20 protein-coding genes and 1 riboswitch are annotated in these 23,818 nt (G+C 34.2%); of the genes, 3 read left to right on the top strand and 17 right to left on the bottom strand.

Features of this window, described 5'->3' with window-relative positions:
- Nucleotides 1-16: 16 nt before the first annotated feature.
- The gene (locus FQU21_RS01075; RefSeq protein WP_147676175.1) at nucleotides 17-1,165 is read right to left on the bottom strand and encodes a pyridoxal phosphate-dependent aminotransferase; all 1,149 of its coding nucleotides are present in this window, start codon (nucleotides 1,163-1,165) and stop codon (nucleotides 17-19) included.
- A complete protein-coding gene (locus FQU21_RS01070) occupies nucleotides 1,162-1,989 on the bottom strand; it encodes a prephenate dehydratase (protein WP_147676174.1) in 828 nt (275 codons plus the stop codon). Before FQU21_RS01070 ends, FQU21_RS01075 begins: the two co-directional genes overlap by 4 nt.
- A 407-nt stretch (nucleotides 1,990-2,396) precedes the next feature.
- Here FQU21_RS01070 and gldA point away from each other — a divergent pair, with 407 nt between their 5' ends.
- From gldA to FQU21_RS01055, 3 genes are all read left to right on the top strand, one after another.
- Nucleotides 2,397-3,290 carry a gliding motility-associated ABC transporter ATP-binding subunit GldA gene (gene gldA / locus FQU21_RS01065; RefSeq protein ID WP_147676173.1) on the top strand — a complete coding sequence of 298 codons (894 nt, stop codon included), beginning with the start codon at nucleotides 2,397-2,399 and terminating at the stop codon, nucleotides 3,288-3,290.
- Between the two features lie 149 nt (nucleotides 3,291-3,439).
- Entirely contained in the window at nucleotides 3,440-5,530 is a 2,091-nt protein-coding gene (pta, locus tag FQU21_RS01060) for a phosphate acetyltransferase (RefSeq protein WP_147676172.1), read from the top strand.
- A gap of 3 nt (nucleotides 5,531-5,533) precedes the next feature.
- On the top strand, nucleotides 5,534-6,721 hold the full coding sequence (locus FQU21_RS01055) for an acetate/propionate family kinase (protein ID WP_147676171.1): 1,188 nt from the start codon (nucleotides 5,534-5,536) through the stop codon (nucleotides 6,719-6,721).
- On the opposite strand, the gene FQU21_RS01050 is transcribed toward FQU21_RS01055, so the two are convergent.
- From FQU21_RS01050 to FQU21_RS00980, 15 genes are all read right to left on the bottom strand, one after another.
- Nucleotides 6,707-7,453: a head GIN domain-containing protein gene (locus tag FQU21_RS01050; protein WP_147676170.1), complete on the bottom strand. Its 747-nt coding sequence runs from the start codon at nucleotides 7,451-7,453 to the stop codon at nucleotides 6,707-6,709. The genes FQU21_RS01055 and FQU21_RS01050 overlap by 15 nt on opposite strands.
- Entirely contained in the window at nucleotides 7,450-8,553 is a 1,104-nt protein-coding gene (locus tag FQU21_RS01045) for an acyloxyacyl hydrolase (RefSeq protein ID WP_147676169.1), read from the bottom strand. The genes FQU21_RS01050 and FQU21_RS01045 overlap by 4 nt, the downstream gene beginning before the upstream one ends.
- Before the next feature lie 75 nt (nucleotides 8,554-8,628).
- On the bottom strand, nucleotides 8,629-9,585 hold the full coding sequence (gene metF, locus FQU21_RS01040) for a methylenetetrahydrofolate reductase [NAD(P)H] (protein WP_147676168.1): 957 nt from the start codon (nucleotides 9,583-9,585) through the stop codon (nucleotides 8,629-8,631).
- Between the two features lie 269 nt (nucleotides 9,586-9,854).
- A complete protein-coding gene (locus FQU21_RS01035; RefSeq protein ID WP_147676167.1) occupies nucleotides 9,855-11,123 on the bottom strand; it encodes a chloride channel protein in 1,269 nt (422 codons plus the stop codon).
- A gap of 72 nt (nucleotides 11,124-11,195) precedes the next feature.
- On the bottom strand, nucleotides 11,196-13,868 hold the full coding sequence (gene metH / locus FQU21_RS01030; RefSeq protein WP_147676166.1) for a methionine synthase: 2,673 nt from the start codon (nucleotides 13,866-13,868) through the stop codon (nucleotides 11,196-11,198).
- Nucleotides 13,869-13,926: 58 nt separating this feature from the next.
- Nucleotides 13,927-14,253 carry an antibiotic biosynthesis monooxygenase family protein gene (locus FQU21_RS01025; protein ID WP_246124707.1) on the bottom strand — a complete coding sequence of 109 codons (327 nt, stop codon included), beginning with the start codon at nucleotides 14,251-14,253 and terminating at the stop codon, nucleotides 13,927-13,929.
- The gene (locus tag FQU21_RS01020; RefSeq protein WP_147676165.1) at nucleotides 14,253-14,606 is read right to left on the bottom strand and encodes a four helix bundle protein; all 354 of its coding nucleotides are present in this window, start codon (nucleotides 14,604-14,606) and stop codon (nucleotides 14,253-14,255) included. Before FQU21_RS01020 ends, FQU21_RS01025 begins: the two co-directional genes overlap by 1 nt.
- A 34-nt stretch (nucleotides 14,607-14,640) precedes the next feature.
- On the bottom strand, nucleotides 14,641-15,639 hold the full coding sequence (locus FQU21_RS01015; protein WP_147676164.1) for a homocysteine S-methyltransferase family protein: 999 nt from the start codon (nucleotides 15,637-15,639) through the stop codon (nucleotides 14,641-14,643).
- Between the two features lie 153 nt (nucleotides 15,640-15,792).
- Nucleotides 15,793-15,929, bottom strand: a riboswitch (SAM riboswitch).
- Nucleotides 15,930-16,099: 170 nt separating this feature from the next.
- A complete protein-coding gene (gene cysM / locus FQU21_RS01010) occupies nucleotides 16,100-16,990 on the bottom strand; it encodes a cysteine synthase CysM (RefSeq protein WP_147676163.1) in 891 nt (296 codons plus the stop codon).
- Nucleotides 16,977-17,717 carry a serine O-acetyltransferase EpsC gene (gene epsC, locus FQU21_RS01005; RefSeq protein ID WP_147676162.1) on the bottom strand — a complete coding sequence of 247 codons (741 nt, stop codon included), beginning with the start codon at nucleotides 17,715-17,717 and terminating at the stop codon, nucleotides 16,977-16,979. Before epsC ends, cysM begins: the two co-directional genes overlap by 14 nt.
- Before the next feature lie 188 nt (nucleotides 17,718-17,905).
- Nucleotides 17,906-18,961, bottom strand: a complete 1,056-nt coding sequence (locus FQU21_RS01000; protein ID WP_147676161.1) for an NAD(P)/FAD-dependent oxidoreductase — start codon at nucleotides 18,959-18,961, stop codon at nucleotides 17,906-17,908.
- Between the two features lie 22 nt (nucleotides 18,962-18,983).
- Nucleotides 18,984-19,610 (bottom strand): precorrin-2 dehydrogenase/sirohydrochlorin ferrochelatase family protein, encoded by a 627-nt coding sequence (locus FQU21_RS00995; protein WP_147676160.1) that lies wholly within the window; start codon nucleotides 19,608-19,610, stop codon nucleotides 18,984-18,986.
- Between the two features lies 1 nt (nucleotide 19,611).
- Nucleotides 19,612-20,376, bottom strand: coding sequence for a uroporphyrinogen-III C-methyltransferase (gene cobA / locus FQU21_RS00990; RefSeq protein ID WP_147676159.1), 765 nt, complete (start codon nucleotides 20,374-20,376; stop codon nucleotides 19,612-19,614).
- A gap of 12 nt (nucleotides 20,377-20,388) precedes the next feature.
- A complete protein-coding gene (locus FQU21_RS00985) occupies nucleotides 20,389-22,476 on the bottom strand; it encodes a HEPN domain-containing protein (RefSeq protein ID WP_147676158.1) in 2,088 nt (695 codons plus the stop codon).
- 47 nt (nucleotides 22,477-22,523) lie between these two features.
- The gene (locus FQU21_RS00980; RefSeq protein WP_147676157.1) at nucleotides 22,524-23,771 is read right to left on the bottom strand and encodes a sulfate adenylyltransferase subunit 1; all 1,248 of its coding nucleotides are present in this window, start codon (nucleotides 23,769-23,771) and stop codon (nucleotides 22,524-22,526) included.
- Nucleotides 23,772-23,818: the final 47 nt, after the last annotated feature.

Here is a 23,818-nt window from a genome sequence, read left to right as displayed (position 1 = left end):
TTTCTTCGTGCTAAAACTATGAACTCACTCGAGCTATCGTTTCTTTTAAATTGTCTATTTGAGCACATAATGAAAACCTGATATAGCCTTCTCCTTGGGTTCCAAAAACAGTTCCTGGGGTTATAAATATATCTTTTTCATATAATATTTTATCTATAAAGGCTTCGGCTTCTATGTTTTCTGGCAGTTTTGCCCAAACAAAAAGTCCGGTAGCATTTTTATCATACGTACAATTTAAAGCATCAGCCAATTGCCATACTAAATCTCTGCGTTCTGCATACACCTTATTTATACTATCAAACCACGTTTTCGAACATTTTAAAGCTTCAATAGCTCCTTTTTGAATGCCATAAAACATCCCCGAATCCATATTACTTTTCACCTTTAAGATATCGGTAATATATTTAGTATCGCCAACAACCATCCCAACACGCCATCCGGCCAAATTGAAGGTTTTACTTAGTGAATTTAGCTCCAAACAGCAATCTTTTGCGCCTTCTACACTTAAAAGACTGGTTGGATTTTCATTTAAAATGAAACTATACGGATTATCGTTTATAATTAAAATATGATGTCTTTTTGCAAAAGCCACCAAATCCTTAAACAAATGTTCCGATGGTTGTGCTCCTGTTGGCATGTGCGGATAATTTACCCACATTAATTTCACCTTAGTTAAATCTTGTTGTTCTAAGGCTTCTAAATCTGGCAACCAATTATTGGCAGCATCCAACTCGTAAAAAACAGGTTCCGCTTCTAATAATTTTGTAACAGACTGATAGGTTGGATATCCCGGATTTGGAATTAAAACCTGATCGCCTTTATTTAAATACGCCATAGAAATATGCATAATTCCCTCTTTACTCCCCATAAGTGGCAATACTTCGGAATTTGGATTTAGATCTACTTGGTAATTATTTTTATAAAATGATGCAATCCCTTCTCGCAATTCTGGCAAGCCCTGATAACTCTGATATTTATGTGCATTCGGACTCAATAATGCTTTTGTTAAAGCATCAATAACTTCCGTTGGTGGTTGTAAATCTGGACTTCCAATACCTAAACTTATTATTGGTTTTCCATTTGCAATTAGCTGGTTTACTTCTTTCAATTTTCTTGAAAAGTAGTACTCTTCCACGCTATGTAATCTCTCGGCTACATTAATCATAATTTTGCGTTTTTATATTCACCTAAAACTTTAAAGCCTTCACCCATAATTTCAATAAGAGATTTTGCTTTATTAAAATCGGAATAATTATCAAAAGTTACATCTACAAAAAAGGCGTATTTCCAAGGTGTTTCCACAATTGGTAAGCTTTGAATTTTTGTTAAATTCAATTTACAATCGCTCATAGCATTTAAAATAGCCGCTAAACTTCCTCGCTTATGGTTGGCTTCAAATTTAATGGATGCCTTATTAATTTGCGTTTTTGGCATATCAACATCCCGACATTTTACAATAACAAAACGGGTTTCGTTATGTTTTATCGTTTGAATAGCCTCGGCTAAAATTTCTAGTTGAAAAATTTCGGCTGCCAATGTGCTTGCTATAGCCGCAATCCCTTTTAATTGCTGTTTTTGAATACGCTCGGCAACCTCTGCAGTATCCTTATCTTCTACCAGTTTAATATGTGGATATTGCTTAAAAAACGCTTTACATTGCAATAAAGCCATTGGATGAGAATACACTTCCTTTATATCCGAAATTTGCTGATTTGGCAACGCCATTAAGTTATGCTGAATATCCAAATAATGCTCTCCAATGATATGAAGGTTATACTCATCTATCAAAGCATAATTAGGAATAATAGAGCCGGCAATAGAGTTTTCTAAAGCCATAATTCCTGCATCACTCTCCTCTGTAATTAAAGAATCTACAACGCGATCAAATGTTAAACAATCGATAGTGTCTACAGGTGTTTCAAAAAATTGTTTCGACACAATATGATGAAATGATCCTTTTACCCCTTGTATTGCAACTGTTTTTATCAATTTTCGATTTTATATTAAATCTTTAAATTTTATTTACACTTTTCAATTAGACTTTAACAAAAAAAAGTCCCGATTTTCATCGAGACTCATATTAAATTTATTATTATAAATTATACATACAACATCTCGTTCTTCTCGCTAAAAAAGAAATAAAACCAGTTGTTAAAATATGTAAAATATACAGTCATATTCGTAATTGAGTGGCTAAAGTAATTAAATTTTCAAGAAATCAAAATACTATAAAAGTTTTTTTTCTGTTTTATTGCTAATTTTAAAGATTTTACAGAAAATAATCCATATTATTACGCTATATCGAAGAATATAAGAAATTCACAACAATAAACGGAAACCATTTATTCTCTAAATTTTACATCTTAAATTATTATTTTTGACAAAATTATTAAGTTATGTCGATAGAAGTCATTGGAATATCAAAACTTTACGGAACACAAAAAGCTTTAAACAATGTGTCATTTAAAGTTAATAAACCAGAAATAGTAGGCTTTTTAGGTCCCAATGGCGCTGGAAAATCGACCATGATGAAAATTTTAACCACCTTTATTCCACCTACGGAAGGCGTTGCTAAAGTAAACGGACACGACATAGCTAAAGAAACACTGCTAGTACAGCAAAAAGTAGGGTACTTACCCGAGCACAACCCTTTGTATTTAGATTTATTTGTAAAAGAATATTTAAGCTTCAACGCCAGTATTTATAACATTGATAAAACTCGTATTAACGACGTTATCGAACTCACAGGGTTAACGCCTGAAATGCATAAAAAAATTGGTCAACTTTCTAAAGGGTATCGTCAACGTGTCGGTTTAGCTACCGCCCTACTTCACGATCCCGAAGTCTTAATTTTAGACGAACCTACCACCGGGTTAGACCCCAACCAACTCATAGAAATTAGAGATTTAATTAAAACTATTGGTAAAACTAAAACCGTTTTTCTTTCTACACATATTATGCAAGAGGTTGAAGCCATGTGCGAGCGCGTTATTATAATAAATAAAGGTGAAATTGTTGCCGATAAAAAACTACACCAATTACGAGACGAAAAAGAACAAACTGTAATTGTAGAATTCGATTTCAGGATTGAAGATGCCTTTTTGCTAAGACTTCCAAAAGTACAAAGCGTAAAAAACACCTATGGTTTTGTTTACGAAATAACCTTTAAAACCTCTGAAGATATGCGATCGCATGTTTTTGATTTTGCCCATGATAATGAATTAAAAATTCTTCAACTTAATCAAAAAAATGCTAGTTTAGAATCTCTTTTTAAAGACTTAACAACCTAAGCGTTTTTATAAAATATTAAAGCATGATAAAAATCATCTTTAGCCAACCTATAACCTAATAAATTTGCATTATTAACTACTTAAAAATAGATTTTCACCATTTAAAACAGGTATTATCTTTATATTTATAACGAAACAAACACATTACGATGAGTAAAGGAATTTATGTCGCAACCATAGAACCAAACAGTGGAAAATCTGTTATTGTTTTAGGGTTAATGCGAATGCTTTTAGGCAAAACAGCAAAGGTTGGATATTTTAGACCCATTATTGAAGATCTTGAAGTTGGAGAAATGGATAACCATATTAGTACCGTTATATCTCATTTCGAAATAGACATTAATTATAAAAACACATTCGCTTTTACTAGGAATGAAGTGGTCGATTTATACAACCAAGGTAAATCTGGACAAGTTATCGATGAAATTATTAAAAAATACAAATATTTAGAAAGTCGATTCGATTTTGTTTTAGTTGAAGGCACCGATTTTTCTCATGAAAACTCAAGCCTAGAATTAGACATTAATATCTTAATTTCTAAAAACTTAAGTATTCCTGTTATCATAGTTACTCAAGGTGATAAAAAAGACGTTAAGTCTATTGTTAATGGAGTACAATTGGCTCATGATACGTATAAAGAAGAAGTCGATGTCATCTCTATTGTAACCAATAAAGTCGATATTAATCAAATTTCTGTTTTAAAAGAACAATTAAAAAAACGCATAAAAACCAATGCCGATGTTACGGTAATCCCGAAAATAAAAAATTTATCAAGCCCTACCATTAAAGAAATTGTAAAAACCCTAAATGGTACCATTCTTTTTGGTAAAGACCTGATTAATAATCAAGCCGAAAACTTTAATGTAGGGTCCATGCAATTGCGAAATTACCTTACACATTTAAAAGAAAACGCACTGGTTATTACCCCTGGAGATCGTGCTGATATTATTCTTGGTGCACTACAAGCGCATATTTCCAAAAACTATCCAAAACTCTCAGGTATTGTATTAACGGGTGGTTTAATTCCTGAAGAATCTATTTTAAAACTCATTGAAGGCCTTTCTAGCGTAATCCCTATTGTAAGTGTTAAAGCAGGTACCTTTGCTGCTACAAATACCGTTGGAAAAATAAAATCTAAAATATATCCAGATAATAGTGAAAAAATAGAAACTTCTATTGCCACTTTCGAAAAATATGTGGATACCGATAAATTATCGAATGATTTAATCACTTTTAAATCGGAAATATTCACTCCTAGAATGTTTCAATACAATCTTTTACAACGGGCTTTAAGCAATAAAAAACACATTGTTTTACCGGAAGGTGAAGATGAACGCGTGTTACGAGCTGCAGCAAGATTAATTGATGCCCAAGTTGTAGAATTAACTTTAATAGGTGATGAAAACCAAATAAAAGAACGCCTTATCGCGCTTGATATTACTTTAGACACCAATAAAATAAATATTATTTCGCCAACAAAATCACCTTATTTTGATGATTATGTGAACACGCTTTACGAACTAAGAAAACACAAAAATGTAAATTTAGGAATGGCAAGAGATATGATAGCCGATGTATCGTATTTTGGAACCATGATGATTTACAAAGGGCATGCCGATGGCATGGTTTCGGGAGCAGTACATACCACGCAACACACCCTAAGACCTGCATTACAATTTATAAAAACAAAACCAGATGTTAATATTGTTTCCTCAGTATTCTTTATGTGTTTAGAAGATCGCATTTCAGTTTTTGGCGACTGTGCTATTAACCCAAACCCAAATGCCGAGCAATTAGCCGAAATAGCTATTTCTTCTGCTGCTACTGCAACAAACTTCGGAATAGAACCTAAAGTCGCTATGCTATCCTACTCCTCTGGAGCTTCTGGAAAAGGTGCCGATGTTGAAAAAGTACGTGAGGCTACGGAAATAGTAAAACGAATAGCTCCAAATGTTAAAATTGAAGGCCCTATTCAATACGATGCGGCTGTAGATATGCGCATTGGAAAAAGTAAACTACCCGATTCTGAAGTTGCTGGACGTGCTAGTGTTTTAATTTTCCCAGATTTAAACACTGGAAACAACACGTATAAAGCCGTACAAAGAGAAACTGGAGCATTGGCCATTGGCCCTGTTCTACAAGGACTAAATAAACCTGTAAATGATTTAAGCCGTGGCTGTACTGCTGACGATATTTACAGCACAGTAATCATTACAGCCATTCAAGCACAAGATTTATAATATATGCAAGTACTCGTTTTAAACTCAGGAAGTTCGTCTATAAAATTTCAATTATTTTCAATGCCAGCAGAAACTATACTATGCTCTGGACTTATTGAACGTATCGGTGAAGATGACGCTAAATTTATTTATAAAACTGAAAAAGATACCATAGAACACATTACCGCTATTTACAACCACAAACAAGGATTAGAATTACTATCCCATCAACTTTTAGATAATGAAGCCGGTATTATAAAATCGGCAAAAGACATTAATATTGTTGGCCATCGTGTGGTACAAGGAGGTGCACGATTTAAAAAAACTTCGGAAATTACATCTTCCGCAAAAGAAAATATTAAAGATCTTTTTAGTCTAGCACCATTGCACAACCCAGCCAATTTTGAAGGTATCGAAGTTGCCGAAGCTATTTTTCCAGATGCTAAACAAGTGGCTGTTTTTGATACGGCATTCCACCAAACTATTCCCGAACACGCTTATAGATATGCCATACCGAACGAGCTTTTAACCGAACATAAAATTAGGCTATACGGTTTTCATGGCACTAGTCATAAATATGTTTCAGAACAAGCTATTCATTATTTAGGCAAAAAAGAATCGAAAATTATTTCTATTCACTTAGGGAATGGTTGTAGTATTACTGCTGTAAAAAATGGAATAAGTATAGATCACTCCATGGGGTTAACTCCGTTAGATGGTTTAATTATGGGGACACGAAGCGGTAATATCGACCCTTCAGTAATTTTTCACTTGGCAAGTAAACTAAATTATTCTTTAGATGAAATAAACACGATTCTACAAAAGAAAAGTGGTATGCTTGGCCTTACCGGTTTTAGTGATTTACGAGAAATTGAAGCCGAAGCCGCGAAAGGAAATAAAGATTGTTTATTGGCCCTACAAATGAACACCTACCGCATAAAAAAATACATTGGTAGTTATGCTGCGGCTCTAAACGGACTAGACGCTATTGTATTTACTGCTGGTATTGGAGAAAACTCTGAGCTTATGCGAAAAATGGTATGCGAAGATTTAGATTTTCTTGGCATAGAAATGGATCAAGAAAAAAATAAAGAAAGAGCGAAACATATAAGAGCTATTAACACCGATACTTCTAAAGTTAAAATATTAATTATTCCAACTAACGAAGAATTAGAAATTGCTAAACAATCTGTTGAACTATTCGAAAATTAATCGGCCCGTATAGATTTCTTCTACAGTAATCGTTGGCGGTGTGTTAACAGAAATAACATCGCCAGTACCTGAAATTTTTCCCGAAATTGATTGCTGTGGATTTACAATCATATCATTGGAACTTCTATTCCAAACATCAACGTTTTGAGCAGTCAAATTACCACCCTCAAACCGAGAGGTTCCTGCAGCAAAAGTAATATCCAATGTTGTTGTTTTTCCTGAAACAAAACAATTTGAAAGATTATTAAACACGACATTAAACGATGTGTTATCTATTTCTAAATTAAAATTACCATTTGTAAATGTTCCTGGCGCATTAAAATCTTCGGCTAAAATAGTTAAATTCGGATAGGTTAAAACCCCTTCAGAACTTATAGTATATTGTGTAGAACTTCGTATTTTCGTAATATTTGGAGACGTTACATATACTTTTGTTACGCCATAATCTCTCACATAATTACAACTATTGTTATCGGTTAAAATCAACTCCCCATTGGTAACTACAACCTCAACATCATTCATTAAATTGGTTCCCGTTTCCACCACTATTTTTTGCGTAGCACCTTCTTTAATAATAAGTTCAATATCTCTATTTACCAATATGGTAGTAAAATCATCAACCGTAATTTCTTGCTGAATTATAGCGCCTGTTTTCTGAACACAATCATTTGCATTTTCACTATCGCAAGCAAAAATCAAACTTAAAACCAGTATGTAAACTAACTTTCTCATAATCGTACGCCTATTCCAAATTCAACAGCTTCTGCCTTTGCACCGTGCGTTTTTAAAGATAACACACCAAACCACTTTCTACTATGTCCAACATAACGTTTTAAACCAATTCTAGAATAAATCTGGCCCTCGAAATCGTAAGGATAATACACATAATAACCAAGCTGAGTAATTAACGAAGTTCTATTTAAAAACAACTCGTGACCAACAAAAACACCAACACGTTTGTAATCCTCATCGCCAGAAACATTTTCTTCAGGAAAAGAAACGCTTCTGTAATAAATTAATTCTTTTAAAAACTTAGAAAAAAACACATCGGTTCCTAATTGAAAAGCACTTTTTCGGTTAATACGTTTATCTGCATAAGCCGAAAAAATATAAAATGGAAACTGACCACTATCAACAATATCACTCTCATTAATACCGAATCTAAAGGCTAAATTATACTTTATAGGTTCCGTAAACTTTTTATCATCGATCGCTAAAGTATATCGATATGCCGTATCATGGTCATCAATATTATAAGTCACCCCAAAATTTAAAGCCACCGTATTCGTACTGGTATTGGGTGCCTTAAAATTACCATTAGATAAATGAATAAAAGACAAACCTGCCTGTACACCAAAACAATCAAAAACACGTTCCTTTTTATAGTTTAACATCATTAACGTACTCGCCATTAACTTTGTACCAAATGCAATATTTCGATAATTATTTTCCTTATCATACGGGTTATTAGTATACCCTATACCCTGTCCAATTCGAAACATCAAGTGGCGTTTCAAAAAATAAAAATTTAAATGACCGTATAAAGACGAGATATTACCCAAAACATCATTTTTCATGTTTTGGTAAGCATAAGTTACTCCTAAATCGGGATAATTAAAACGCTGTTCCCAGTCTTTAAAACCATAGGTCTTTTTATTCCAACTTAAAATATAGCCTTCCGGATGCCCTTTAATTAAATGAAGAATATCATTATTATGCAAGGCTATATTCCCCTTAAAATAATTTAAATCGAAGTACGACGAATACGTTTTATCTTGCGAAAAACCGCTCAAAAAAACAATACAAAAAAAGCAGGTAAAAAGTAATTTCATTATTAAATTTCTGAGCGTCAAATGTACTTAAATTTTAACTAAAATATTAAAGGGGCATTATATACCTCTTTTCAATTAAAACAACGCCTCAGCAATTGCCTTAACATTATCACTTTTCCCCATAGAATAGTAATGTAACACAGGTACTCCTGCAGCTCTTAATTCTTTAGATTGTTGAATAGCAAACTCTACCCCCACTTGCCTAACAGCCTTATTATCTTTACAGCCTTCCACAGCATCTATTAAATCTTGAGGCAAATCAATTTTAAAAACCTGCGGTAAAATTTGCAAATGGCGTTTTACAGCAATGGGTTTAATTCCTGGAATAATGGGAATGGTAATTCCTGCAGCTCGTGCTTTTTCAACAAATTCAAAATACTTATTATTATCAAAAAACATTTGCGTTACTACGTAATCGGCACCAGCATCGACCTTTTCTTTTAAACGACGTAAATCTGAAACTAAAGACGGTGCCTCCATGTGTTTCTCTGGATATCCAGCCACACCAATACAAAAATCCGAATTATGCTCCACCTTAAAATCATCATGCAAATACTGTCCACGATTTAAATTCGCAATCTGGTTCACTAAATCACAAGCAAAAGCATTCCCGCCTTTTACAGGCTTAAAATACGGCTCATCTTTCATCGAGTCGCCACGTAAAGCCATCACATTATCCAAACCTAAGTAATGACAATCTACTAAAACATACTCCGTTTCCTCTCTAGTAAAGCCTCCACATAATAAATGCGGAATAGCATCTACTTGATATTTATGCATTATAGACGCACAAATCCCCACTGTTCCTGGGCGCATACGCGTAATACGTTTATCCAATAACCCATTCCCTTTATCAATATACACATACTCTTCCCGAGAAGTTGTTACATCTATAAATGGTGGTTTAAACTCCATTAAAGGGTCTATATTATTATATAAATCCTGAATATTTGTCCCTTTTTTTGGCGGAATCACCTCAAAAGAAAACAATGTTTTTCCGTTTGCGTTTTTTATATGGTCTGTTACTTTCATTTCTAAATCCCAAATAGGACTTTTATTAGTTAATATTTATTTTTTTTTGGCGTTACCACAAGGGTCGCGCTTTTCACTATATCTTTTTGCGAAGCTCCTTAATTTCTTTCAAAGTCCATATCATTTTAAACCATTAGCTTATCTAAAATAATAACAGCTAAACTTTCGCAAAAAGGATGCCGTTGCAATCGCTAACGCGGGGGTACTTGCTATGGTTTTACCTAATCAGCAAATTTAAAATACCCGCAACATTTGCCTCACCATCTTTTTTATTCCTTTTCCATTTGTGCGCCAATAAACGGTATTTTTGGTGCTAAAAAATACCCTGTTAAACTGGCAAACAAAATAGGAATTAAATGTCCAAAACCCGTTAAAGTTCCTAACAAAATAGTTGTACTCATTGGCGTTCTTGTCACACAAGCATTAATAGAAGCCATACAGCAAACTACTGCCAAAGTTAAGTTTATACTTGGAAATAATTGATGGATTATTAATCCTAATGTTGCACCAACAAAAAACAAAGGAATAATAAATCCACCACGCCACCCAGAAGTTACTGTTATTGAAATTGCAATAATTTTAAAAATTAAAATTGCAAATAATAAAGTCAAAGAAAAATGACCCGATAGCAATTCATTAATCTCGTGATGTCCAAAGTATCGCGTTAACGGAAAGTAAAAGGCAATAATACCAAGTAAAACTCCTCCAATTAACGTTTTTATATAAATAGGCCATTGCCCTTTTTCAAAAACTGATTTAAAAAATTTAGCACAAAAAATAAAAACCCATCCCAAAAAAGCACCAATTACAGCAAATAATACAGCATAAGCAAAATCAAAAATTCCTGAATATTCATACGCCGATAAATCCCAAACAGGACCTAATCCCAAATGAATAATTAACGCAAATACCAGATAACTAAAGCAACTCGCAACAAGTGCAGGAATTATAGCTTGGTAATACTCAACGGCATGTTTATGATGAAGTATTTCTAATGCAAATAAGCTACCACCCAGCGGAGCGCCAAATAAGGCCGTAAACCCCGAAGCCATCCCGGCAATACTTAAAGATCTTAAGGCTTCCCCTTTCAAACGAAACAACTTCCCTATCCAAGTTCCCGTAGATCCTGTTACTTGTATCAATGGCGCTTCTGGCCCCAAACTTCCTCCCGATGCTATACATAATAAAGAAGATAGTATCATTGAAGGATTATTCTTTGGATCTAGTTTGCCTTTATTAAAACGAATATTATTTACAATTAAATGGATTTCTCCAGGATCTCCAATAAAATGAATAATTAATCCTGCTAAAAGACCACAAATCCCCATAACAGGAATAACTTGCCAACCTTCAAAAATGGTTAATTGTTGCGTAAAAAACTCCAAACTTATCCAATAAACACCGGCTATAACTCCACCAATTAATCCAACAACTGCCCATAGTAAAAAAGTTCGACTAAAAACAAAAGGATTAAACCGAACTGGTCTATCTAAAATGTTTAAATACGTTACTAATTTTCTTCTTCGTTCTAATTTCACTTTTTGTATCTGTTAGATATATTACTTCAACTTAGAAATATCTTATAGCTTACTACTATTAACTCCTAAGTATTAATCTGCAATGTTAGCGTGCAACCATTTTCTTGCTTTATCTTTTGGAATGCCTTTTCGTTCAGAATAATCCGTTACTTGGTCGTCGGTAATTTTACCCAAACCAAAATATTTTGCTTCCGGATTTGCAAAATAATACCCCGAAACTGCTGCTGCAGGCCACATAGCTAAACTTTCCGTTAAGGTTACACCAATTAGTTTTTCAACCTCTAATAAATCCCAAATGGTTTCCTTTTCTAAATGATCTGGACAAGCAGGATATCCTGGTGCCGGACGAATACCTTTATAGGTTTCCTTAATTAAATCTTGGTTTGTTAAATCCTCATCGGCGGCATAGCCCCAATGTTTCGTTCTAATCTGTTTGTGTAAATATTCGGCGAAAGCCTCTGCAAATCTATCAGCAATAGCTTGTGCCATAATAGCATTATAATCGTCATCTTTAGCTCGATAACTATCGGCCAATTCTTGTGCCCCAAAAATACCAACGCAAAACGCTCCCATATAATCGGTTTTCCCAGATTCTTTTGGTGCTATAAAATCGGATAACGCATGATTTGGAATCCCTTCACGCTTTTTTAACTGCTGACGCAAGGTTCTAAAGATTGCGATTTCTTTGCCGTTTTTCTGAATAGAAATATCATCATCATTAATGGTATTCGCTTCAAACAAACCAAAAACAGCTTTGGGTTTTAATAGTTGTTTCGCAATAATTTCCTTAATCATGGCTTGCGCTTCATCATACATTATGGTGGCTTGCTCTCCAACAACGTCGTCGGTTAAAATATCAGGAAATTTACCATGTAAATCCCAACTTCTAAAAAACGGACTCCAATCTATAAATGGCTCCAATTCCTTTAAACTTAACATCTTCAAAATTTGAACACCTAATTCTTTAGGCTTTACAATTTCGGAAGTTTCCCAATTTATTTTATATTTTCGTTTACGAGCTTCTTCAATAGAAATATACGATTTCTCTTTACCTCGTTTTAAAAATTTGTTTCTAAAATCGTCGTAATTCGCTTTTAATTCCGCAACATACGCATTGCTGGTTTTCTTATTTAATAAATCTCCAACCACGGTTACAGCACGAGAGGCATCATTAACATGCACCACTGCATTTGTATATTGGGTGTCTATTTTTACAGCCGTATGCGCTTTAGAAGTCGTTGCTCCACCAATAAGTAAAGGCACTTCAAAATTATTACGCTGCATTTCTTTTGCTAAATACACCATTTCATCAAGTGATGGTGTAATTAACCCCGATAAACCAATGGCATCCACACGTTCGCTAATAGCCATTTCTATAATTTTTTCGGGCGGTACCATCACGCCTAAATCTACAATTTCGTAATTATTACAAGCTAAAACAACGCTTACAATATTTTTACCAATATCGTGCACATCACCTTTAACGGTTGCCATTAAAATTTTACCTACAGGCTCTTGTTTGTCGCCTTTTTCAGCTTCAATAAAGGGATTTAAATACCCCACAGCTTTTTTCATGACACGAGCCGATTTTACCACTTGCGGTAAAAACATTTTTCCGGCTCCAAACAAATCACCAACCACATTCATACCAATCATTAAATGCCCCTCTATCACTTCAATTGGTGCATCGGCCTCCTGTCTGGCTTGCTCCACATCTTCAATAACAAACGCATCGATACCTTTTACTAAGGCATGTGTAATTCTGTCTTGTAAGGGATTTTCTCGCCACGATAAATCGACACCTTTTTCAACTTTAGAACCTTTTACGGTTTCTGCAAAATCTAATAAGCGTTCGGTGGCATCCGCTCTTCTATCAAGAATAACATCTTCAACATATTCTAATAAATCTTTAGGAATATCATCATAAACCTCCAAAAGAGAAGGGTTTACAATCCCCATATTCATACCTGCTTGGATGGCATAATATAAAAACACCGAGTGCATAGCTTCGCGAACGCCATTATTTCCACGGAATGAAAACGACACGTTACTCACACCACCACTTACACTTACGTTTTCTAAGTTCTCACGAACCCAACGTGTAGCTTCAATAAAATCGATGGCATTTCGTCTGTGCTCATCCATTCCAGTTGCTACCGGAAATATGTTTAAATCGAAAATAATATCTTCGGAAGGAAAGCCGACTTGGTTTACTAAAATATCATACGATCGCTTTGCGATTTCTATTCGGCGATCGTAAGTATCTGCTTGACCTTCTTCGTCGAAAGCCATCACAATAACCGCAGCTCCATAGCGTTTAATTTGCTTGGCTTGCCAAATAAAATTATCTTCACCTTCCTTTAAAGAAATAGAATTTACCACACATTTACCTTGCACCACTTGCAAACCAGCATTAATAATTTCCCACTTGGAACTATCAATCATAATAGGCACGCGACAAATATCTGGTTCGGCAGCAATAAGGTTTAAAAAGCGTATCATAGCTTCTTTGCCATCTATTAAACCATCATCAAAATTAATATCGATAATTTGTGCACCTCCATCTACTTGATGCCGCGCAATATCTAGAGCTTCATCAAATTTTTCTTCTTTAATTAATCGAAGAAATTTTCGAGATCCGGCTACGTTTGTACGTTCTCCTACATTTATAAAATTGCTGTTTTCGTTTAAAACTAAAGGTTCTAAACCAGACAATTTCATGTATTTAGTTTGTTTTATTTTCATTTGTTTTATATCTGTTAGACCTTACAGGTTTTAAAAACCTGTCAAGTCTAAAAACGTATTATATGTAATGTTCAACTACTGGAAATGGCTCATAAAAATGATGTAATAACCCTTTCCATTCTTTATACTCACTCGATTGTCGAAAACCAATTTCATGATCTTCAATGGTTTTCCAATGCACTAATAATATATATTTATCATCTTGTTCAACACACTTTTTTAAATCGTGAGAGATATAGCCTTTCATGGAAGAAATGATTTTCTGAGCAATTTGAAATGTCTCTTCAAAATCATTAGACCGTCCGTTTTTTATATTCAATATAGCTACTTCAAGAATTCTTTTTTGGTTCTTAGTTCCTTGTTTTTGGTTATTAGTTTGCATCATTATAATTTTTTATAATAATTAATAAAACCGTTTAACAATTTTTTATTTAAAATCACTTTATCTAAAATATCTTTTAAATCATCTTCCGAAATATATTCTAAATCAAAAGATAAATATAATTGGGTTTCTACTTCTTGTAAAGAACCTTTTGCTATATACAGAAAATGTATTGTTTCTTTATTAGATTGTCTTCCACAACCTTCAGCTATATTTGAAGGAACAGAAACAGCACATCTCCTTATTTGATTTGTTAAACCATACAATTCTTCTTTTGGAAAACATTTGGTTAATTGATAAACCAACTGAACCAATTCCCTTGAATTTTTCCAAACATCTAAATCTGTATAATTCATTTTCTAACTATCTATTTCTACTAATAACTACCAACTAAAAACTATTAACTATTCTCGGTTTATACTTAGCTGCAATATTAGCAATAATACGAATGTGCTCCGGACTTGTACCACAGCAGCCTCCAATAATATTAATTAAATTACGCTTTAAATATTCTTCTATTTGCTCGCCCATTTCTTCTGGACTTTCATCGTATTCTCCAAAAGCATTTGGTAATCCGGCATTAGGATGTGCTGAAACTGCAAAATCGGTTTTAGAGGCAATAGCTTCCAAATGTGGTTGCAATAAATTAGCTCCCAAAGCACAATTAAACCCTACAGAAAGTAACGGAATATGTGAAACTGAAATTAAAAAAGCTTCGGCTGTTTGCCCAGATAAGGTTCGTCCTGAAGCATCGGTAATGGTTCCGCTTAACATAATTGGAATATCTATACTGCGTTCATCTTTCACTTCTTCTATTGCAAATAAAGCAGCTTTAGCATTTAAGGTATCAAAAACCGTTTCAATTAATAATAAATCCACACCTCCATCAATTAAAGCCTCTACTTGTTGTTTGTAGGCTACGCGCAACTCTTCGAAAGTTACTGCGCGATACCCTGGATCATTCACATCGGGAGACATACTTGCGGTACGGTTTGTTGGCCCTATTGAACCTGCTACAAAACGAGGTTTGTTTGGTTCTTTTGCTGTAAAAGTATTGGCTACTTCTTTTGCTAGTCTAGCAGATTCGTAGTTTAGCTCGTAAACTAAATCTTCCATTTGATAATCGGCCATGGCAATAGTAGTTCCCGAAAAGGTATTCGTTTCAACAATATCTGCACCAACCTCAAAGTACTTTGCATGGATGGTTTTTATAGCCTCCGGTTGGGTTAACGACAATAAATCGTTATTGCCTTGTAGCGGTGTTGGATAGTCCTTAAAACGCTCACCTCTAAAATCTTCTTCTTGAAATTTATAGGCTTGTAACATAGTCCCCATGGCACCATCTAAAACCAAAATACGCTCTTTTAACGCTTTATATATATCCGCCATTTTTTTATTTCTTTTAAACATTTTTAAAACCTATCGTCGCTACTACTAAACCCAAAATATTCATAAATTTGGGCATGATATAACAGATACACAGGTTTTATTTGCTGTATTTATTAATTTTTATTTTATCAAGAAAAGTAATTGAAACACCTTTCGTTATCTTTCTAATAGTTCCAAAAACTATTAAGTAGAATGTAGCACCTTCTTTAAGACTCTGAAAAGTCATCAGAAATCTCAAAGGGTTGCCAAGGTTTCAACGGGTCTATTCCCTCTGCCTTTCTTGATAACACTAATACGTTTATGAACATTTTCTGCATACACAGAAATGGGTTGCAAAAATAACAACTATATTTTTGTTATCCTTATTATATTGATAAAATCGTTATCCTGAATGAAAACAATTTAAAATCTTACACTGATTAAAGTAAAGAAAAACAGTAATTTATAGCATTTATTAAATTTACTCAAACAGAGTTGATGATAAATAACGGTCACCACGATCGCAAATAATAGCTACAATAACCCCGTTCTCTATTTGTTCTGCAATTGTTAACGCACAAAACACAGAACCTCCACTACTCATACCAGCAAACACTCCTTCTTCTTTGGCTAAACGTTGGGTAGTATTACGCGCATCGTTTTCATTAACATCGACTACAACATCCACTTTAGAACGGTCGAAGAATTTTGGTACATAGTCTGGAGACCATTTACGGATTCCAGGAATTCTAGCACCATCAGCAGGTTGCGCCCCTACGATAGTAATATTTTTATTTTGTTCTTTTAAAAAAGTTGACGTTCCCATAATAGTTCCTGTGGTTCCCATAGCCGATACAAAATGAGTCACTTCGCCTTCGGTATCTCTCCAAATTTCAGGCCCAGTCGTTTTGTAATGAGCTTTCCAATTATCGGAGTTTTCGAACTGATTTAAAAGCGTGTACCCTTTTTCGTCTCTTAACTTATAGGCTAAATCTCTAGAACCTTCAATACCGACATCTGCTGAAGTTAAAATAACCTCTGCTCCATAAGCACGCATGGTTTTCACACGTTCTACAGTAGAATTTTCGGGCATAATTAATACCATTTTCAACCCTAAAAGTTGCGCTATAAAAGCTAAAGCAATTCCTGTATTTCCACTAGTAGCTTCAACCAAAGTGCCTCCTTTTTTTATATCGCCACGTTTTAAAGCTTCGGAAATCATATTAAAAGCGGCACGATCTTTCACACTTCCGCCAGGGTTATTGCCTTCTAATTTTAAAAATAAACGCACCCCTTTTTTTGAAATTAAATGACTTGCTTCCACAAGCGGTGTGTTTCCTATTTGGTCTAATATTGTTTTACCGTATGCCATTTTTTTTAGGTCTAATTTTAATTTCTGTTTGATAAGTTACTAAGGAATTTTCTGGAACCGATTGGGTGATCCAAACATTAGCACCAATAATGCTATTTGCACCAATAACAATATCGCCTCCTAAAATAGTCGCATTGGCGTAAATACAAACATTGTCCTGAATTGTTGGATGTCTTTTTGTAGAGGCCAAACTTTTTTCTACCGATATTCCACCAAGTGTTACCCCTTGATATATTTTAACATGCTCCCCAATAATGGTCGTTTCACCAATAACAATACCTGTTCCGTGATCGATATAAAACGACTCACCAATTGTAGCTCCGGGGTGAATATCGATACCTGTGATCCCGTGGATATACTCACTCATCATTCTCGGTAAAATATAAATACCAAGTTTATGAAGCGCATGACTCAATCTATAAATTGAAATGGCATGAAACCCAGGATATGCCATGTAAATTTCGGCTAAACAATGTGATGCTGGATCATTATTTTCAAAAGCAATCGCATCTAAATCGAGCTGTCTTCTAATTTCAGGAAGTTCCGTTTTAAAGGTTTCCCATAATGTTTTGCCATTCTTAATTTCTAAAGTATCAAGAATTTTTATAAAGGTCTTTTCTAAATATGTGGCGTATTCCGTTTCGTGTTCACAATCGAATATGGAATAAAACAGTTTTTTTGTAAATGTTTTAACGGTATCTTTTAAACAAACATTATAACTTTTCATTGGCTATATCTGTATATTAATTTATTCTAAATTAGAGTTTTTAAAAATATAACTTATCCATTTAAAAACTCATTTTTTTAAACATTAAATCCTGCAAGATTTTAAAAACCTTGCAGGATACTTCTGTCTATATTTAGTTTAAGACCTTTCAAATAAATACACTTGAAAGATTTAATTATAATTATATACTAGTTAATAGCTTGAACTACAGCTTTAGGTGCTTCTTTACGAGTACCATCAAAACCATCTACGCCAGAAACTGTAGTATATTTTAAAACGTTTTTCTTACCTGGGTTTATTATTTGATATGCCGCTTGACACATAATAGTCGCTTCATGAAAACCACAAAGAATTAATTTTAATTTTCCTGGATAATAATTACCATCACCAATAGCAAAAATACCAGGGATATTAGTTTGATAATCTAATGCATTATTAACTTTTACGGCATTTTTTTCAATCTCTAAGCCCCAATTAGCTATAGGTCCTAATTTAGGCGAAAGCCCGAATAAAGGAATAAAATGATCGGTTTCTAAAGTAAAAGGCGCTTCATCCTTTTTAGTTATTTCAATAGCTTCTACCTTGCCATCTCCTAAAATATTAGTGACTTCTGCCGGTGTAATTAAATTTATTTTACCTGCATCTTTCAACTCTTGAACTTTTTCAACTGAATCTAAATGCCCTCTAAATTCATTACGTCTATGTATCAGAGTAACACTCTCTGCAACGTCGGCTAAAAAAATAGACCAATCTAATGCAGAATCTCCTCCACCAGCAATAATGACTTTTTTATCACGATACATTTCAGGTTCTTTAATCATATACTCAACCCCTTTGTCTTCGTATTCAGAAAGTCCTTCTATTTGTGGTTTTCTAGGCTCGAAACTCCCTAAACCACTAGCAATAGCGACAACTTTTGCTTGATGCTGTGTTCCCTTATTAGTGGTAACAATAAAGGTACCATCTTCCTGCTTTTCTACCGTATCAGCACGTTCACCTAAAGTAAATCCAGGTTCAAATTGCTTTGCTTGTTCTAATAGATTTTTTGTTAAATCTCCTGCTAAAATCTCAGGAAATCCAGGAATATCATAAATTGGTTTTTTAGGATACAATTCTGAACATTGCCCACCAGGTTGTGGTAATGCGTCAATTAAATGACATTTCAATTTTAATAATCCAGCTTCGAATACTGTAAATAACCCTGTTGGCCCCGCGCCAATTATTAGTATATCTGTTTTAATCATTTTTACTTTGCTTTATGTGTAATTACTCTTTCTTTTCAATTAATCCTTTTGTGAATTCGTTTAACGTTTCCACTTTTTGTTCAAAATCACCTTTAATAGTATTTCTAAACGCGTTTAAATTTTTCACTAAATCGTCGATATTTTCAGGAATAACATCCTCAAAAAATTGACGCAAACGTTTTGCCGTTGTGGGCGATTTTCCATTTGTAGAAATAGCCACTTTTACGTTGCCTTTGGTTACAATTCCACCCATATAAAAATCGCAATATGGCGGGTTATCGGCTACGTTAACAAGTTTAGCTTCTGCTCTGCAATCTTTCCAAACCTCCACATTAACTTCCGGTAAATCTGTCGTAGCAACCACTATATGCTTGCCAATAATATATTTTTTTTTGTAAACATCTTCAACCAATGTTACACAAGCCGTTTTTGCTAATTTTCTAGTGCCTTCGCGAAACATTGGTGATACCATGGTAACATGTGCATCGGGGCTCGATTTTAACAAAAATGTTAATTTTTCTTCAGCAACATAACCACCTCCAACAATAAGCACATTTAAGCTTTTCGTTTTTAAAAAAATAGGATATAAATTATTCCTTTCTTTTTCAGCTAAATTTGCGCTTTTTATTTTATCGGCTTCGTCTAGCATCTTATTTCTTTTTATTAACCGTTTCAACAACAGATGATAGTACAGCGCGTTCTTTTACCACATCGCCAATAACAATAATAGCCGGGTTTGCCAATTGTTTTTCTGCAACAATTTGTTCTATAGTTTCTATAGAACCAATCCCCACGTTTTCATTATCTCTAGTGCCATTTTGAATAATAGCGACCGACATGTTATGTTTATTTTCTTCTGAAAAAATCTTAACAATTTCACTCAATTTCCCCATGCCCATTAAAATAACAACTGTTGCCGAAGATTTTGCAGCCAAAGCCACATCGCCAGATAACTGATGTTTTTTAGTAGTTCCGGTAATCACCCAAAAACTTTCGGCTGCGCCACGTTTTGTAACAGGAATCCCTTGATATGCAGGCACCGCCATAGACGATGAAATTCCAGGAACCACATAGGTTTCTAATCCAAATGATCTCACAAAATCGATCTCTTCAGCACCACGACCAAAAATAAAAGGATCGCCGCCTTTTAACCGTACCACATGCCCATTTTCTTTGGCTTTAGACACAATAAGTTCGTTAATTTGCTCTTGCTGAAAAGCATAACACCCTTTCCGTTTTCCTACAAAAATAAGTTCCGCATATTTAGGAGCATATTTTAGTAATTCGGGATTAATTAGCGCATCGTAAAGCACCACATCTGCCGATTCTATCGCTTTAATTGCTTTAAGCGTAATTAAATCTACATCGCCAGGTCCTGCACCTACAATGGTTAATTTTGGGGTTTTTAAACTCATGTATAATTTTAATTATGCTTCTTGCTCTGCAAGCCTAAAAGCTCTTACGGCCGATAAAAATTTATTGGCACCGTCTATATAACTTACAGCAAAATCCTTAGTTGGCGCGTTTTTATTAATTTGATAAATTAATTCGGAAAACGATGTACCTAAATTAATTTTTCCACTTTCAACAAAAACTTCATCAAACTGAGAAACAATTCCAGCGTGTGTATTAGTCTTTTTATTTTCTGCTAATAATAACGCTTTCGCGGAATTAACTAACGATTGGTATGCTAAATAAATAGCTCCCGAATAAACCCCGTTTTCGAAAGATTCCTTTGCATTCTCAATTTTCTCTTCACTTTCGAAAAACAACGTGGCAATTAAATCGATAACCACACCTGCACATTCGCCAATACCAATTTCTTTAACGTATTTTTCTTCTTCTCCCCAATCGATAAAATCTTCTTGAGTTAAATTAGTAACGTCTTGTAAATCGTTTAATAAATCGTAAAAATAACGTTCTCCGGTCACTTTATAGTAATCTACAAACGATTTTCCGTTGGCATTCGCTTCAAAATCGTTTAAAATTCTACGTAAGGCTTCAGGTCCTCTTTTACTTGGTACTTTTACAACTTTATCTGCAAATAATGCATTTCCATTTCCTAAATTTCCACCACCTAATAACACTTGTAACGCTGGTGCTACCAATTTATCTGGCGTTCTAACGGTCATGCCTTGGAAACCAATATTAGCCATATTGTGTTGTCCACAAGCATTCATACAACCACTAATTTTTATAACTAAATCATCGTTTTTTAAATATTGCGGATAATCTGTTTTAATCACACGTTCCAATTCTTCAGCAATTCCTGTACTACTAGCGATACCTAAATTACAAGTATCTGTACCCGGACAAGCTGTAATATCTACGGCTTTATTATACCCCGCTTCTACAAATCCTAATTTTTCAAGTTCTTGGTAGAAAAACGGTACTAAATCTTCCTTTACAAAAGGAATTACAATATTTTGACGCAATGTTAAACGGACTTCACCAGCTGCATAATTATCAATTAAATCGGCTAATAAACGGGCTTTATCGGTATAAAAATCGCCTAACAATACTTTAACACCAATGGCAACATATCCTTCCTGTTTTTGAGGAATAAGGTTAGTCGATTTCCATAAATCGAAAGCGGCTTGATCTTTAATTTCAACCTGAGGCGCTTCCACTGAAACAGGTTTTGATGCCACATACGCATCCGCATCAATAGCCACAGATTTAAATTCAATTGCTTTTTGTTCTTCAGCAATTAATCCTTTAAAAGCCTCTAAACCGATATCCTTTAAAAGGAATTTCATACGTGCTTTAGCTCTACTTTTACGTTCGCCGTAACGATCGAAAACACGTAAAACACCTTCCATTACTGGAATAATTTTATCCGTAGGCAAAAAACTGTAAAGCTCTTCGGCATGACGCGGTTGAGATCCTAATCCACCTGCAACCAACACTTTAAAACCACGAACACCGTTTTCTATTTTGGCAATAAACCCAATATCATGTAAATATGATAAGCCTGTATCTTCATCTGTATTCGAAAAAGACACTTTAAATTTACGTCCCATTTCTTGACAAATTGGGTTACGTAAAAAGAATTTAAAAATCGCATCCGCATAAGGTGATACATCAAAAAGTTCGTTAGCATCTATCCCTGCTGTTTCCGAAGCCGTTACGTTTCTAACCACGTTTCCACAAGCTTCACGAACTGTAACTTCATCTTTTTCAAGTTCTGCCCAAAGTTCTGGAGTTCTTTGCAAATCTACATAGTGAATTTGGATGTCTTGACGGGTTGTAATGTGTAAACGACCACGAGAATATTCATCTGAAACATCAGCAATTCTACGCAATTGATTACTTTTCATTTTTCCGTAAGGAATCTTGATACGAATCATTTGAACCCCTTCTTGACGCTGACCATAAACGCCACGCGCCAAACGAAGACTTCTAAATTTTTCTTCATCAATTTTACCATTGTTAAATAGCTCAATTTTATTAGCTAATTCAATGATATCCTTTTGTACTATTGGATTTTCTATTTCTGTTTCAAAACTTTGCATGATATACCTGACCTTTTTCTTATTAGAAAAATATTTTTTATTATTTTTTACTGGATAAAACCAGCCCCAACTGTGTTGTTAGATTGTGGATCTATTAAAATAAACGAACCGTTTGTTCTATGGTTTTTGAATTGATCGAAAAAGATGGGTTTGTTTAATTTAAAAGAAACCGAGGCAATATCATTAACACCTAATGACGTAGCTTCTTTATCAATTCCCGAATAATCTGGATTGATTTTATGATTAATTCTATCCACCTTAGCTAATACTTTATTAACACCGTGTTGTACAATGTATTTACCGCCAACGGTTAAGTTTTCAGAATCCATCCAGCATACATTGGCTGTAAATTGTTTATCAATGGTAGGTAAATCACCATCCTTAACAATCATATCACCACGAGACACATTAATATCGTTTTCTAAAGTAATCGTTACCGAAGAACGTCTTGATGCCGTTTGATACTTCTCATCATAGAAATAGATATCTTTAATTTTAGATCTTGTTTTAGATGGTAAAACCATAATATCATCACCAACACTTAATTCGCCACCATAAACTTTTCCTGCATACCCTCTAAAATCGTGAAAATCTTCAGTTTTAGGACGAATAACATACTGCACCGGAAAACGTGGTGTCCCCACATTAAAAACATCATTTTTATCTAAATCTTCTAAATGCTGTAATAAAGCATCACCAGTATACCAAGGCATTTTATCCGATTTATTTACAACATTATCCCCTTTTAATGCACTTACAGGAATGAATGTTATTTTTTGATCTTGATAATCTCTTTTGCTCATTAATTCAGAAAAATCGGCCTTAATTTTATTATAAGTTTCTTCTGAATAATCAACTAAATCCATTTTATTTATAGCAACCACAACGTCTTTAATTCTCAATAAATTATTGATAAAAAAGTGACGATTAGTTTGCTCAATAACTCCTTTTCTAGCATCAATTAAAACGATAGAAGCTTGAGATGTTGAAGCACCTGTAACCATGTTACGCGTATATTCTACGTGGCCCGGAGTATCGGCAATAATGTAACTTTTCTTTTTAGTTGAAAAATATATATGGGCTACATCAATAGTAATACCCTGTTCTCTTTCGGCCATTAAACCATCGGTTGCTAATGAAAAATCTAGGTAATCATACCCTAATTGTTCACTTTTATCTTCAATCGCTTTTAACTTATCTGAAGTTAATGATTTTGTATCGTAAAGGATGCGACCAATTAAGGTACTTTTACCGTCATCTACACTTCCTGCTGTTGCAATTTTTAATACTTCCATTTTTTATTTGCTTTATGCTATAAGCTTTTCGCTTTAAGCAATCTGAA

Origin of the sequence: Algibacter pacificus, assembly GCF_008033385.1 — a bacterium.
In the GTDB taxonomy this organism is placed as follows: domain Bacteria; phylum Bacteroidota; class Bacteroidia; order Flavobacteriales; family Flavobacteriaceae; genus Algibacter; species Algibacter pacificus.
The sequence above is the reverse complement of the archived record's forward strand: the minus strand, read 5'-3'. Positions and strand labels throughout refer to the sequence as shown.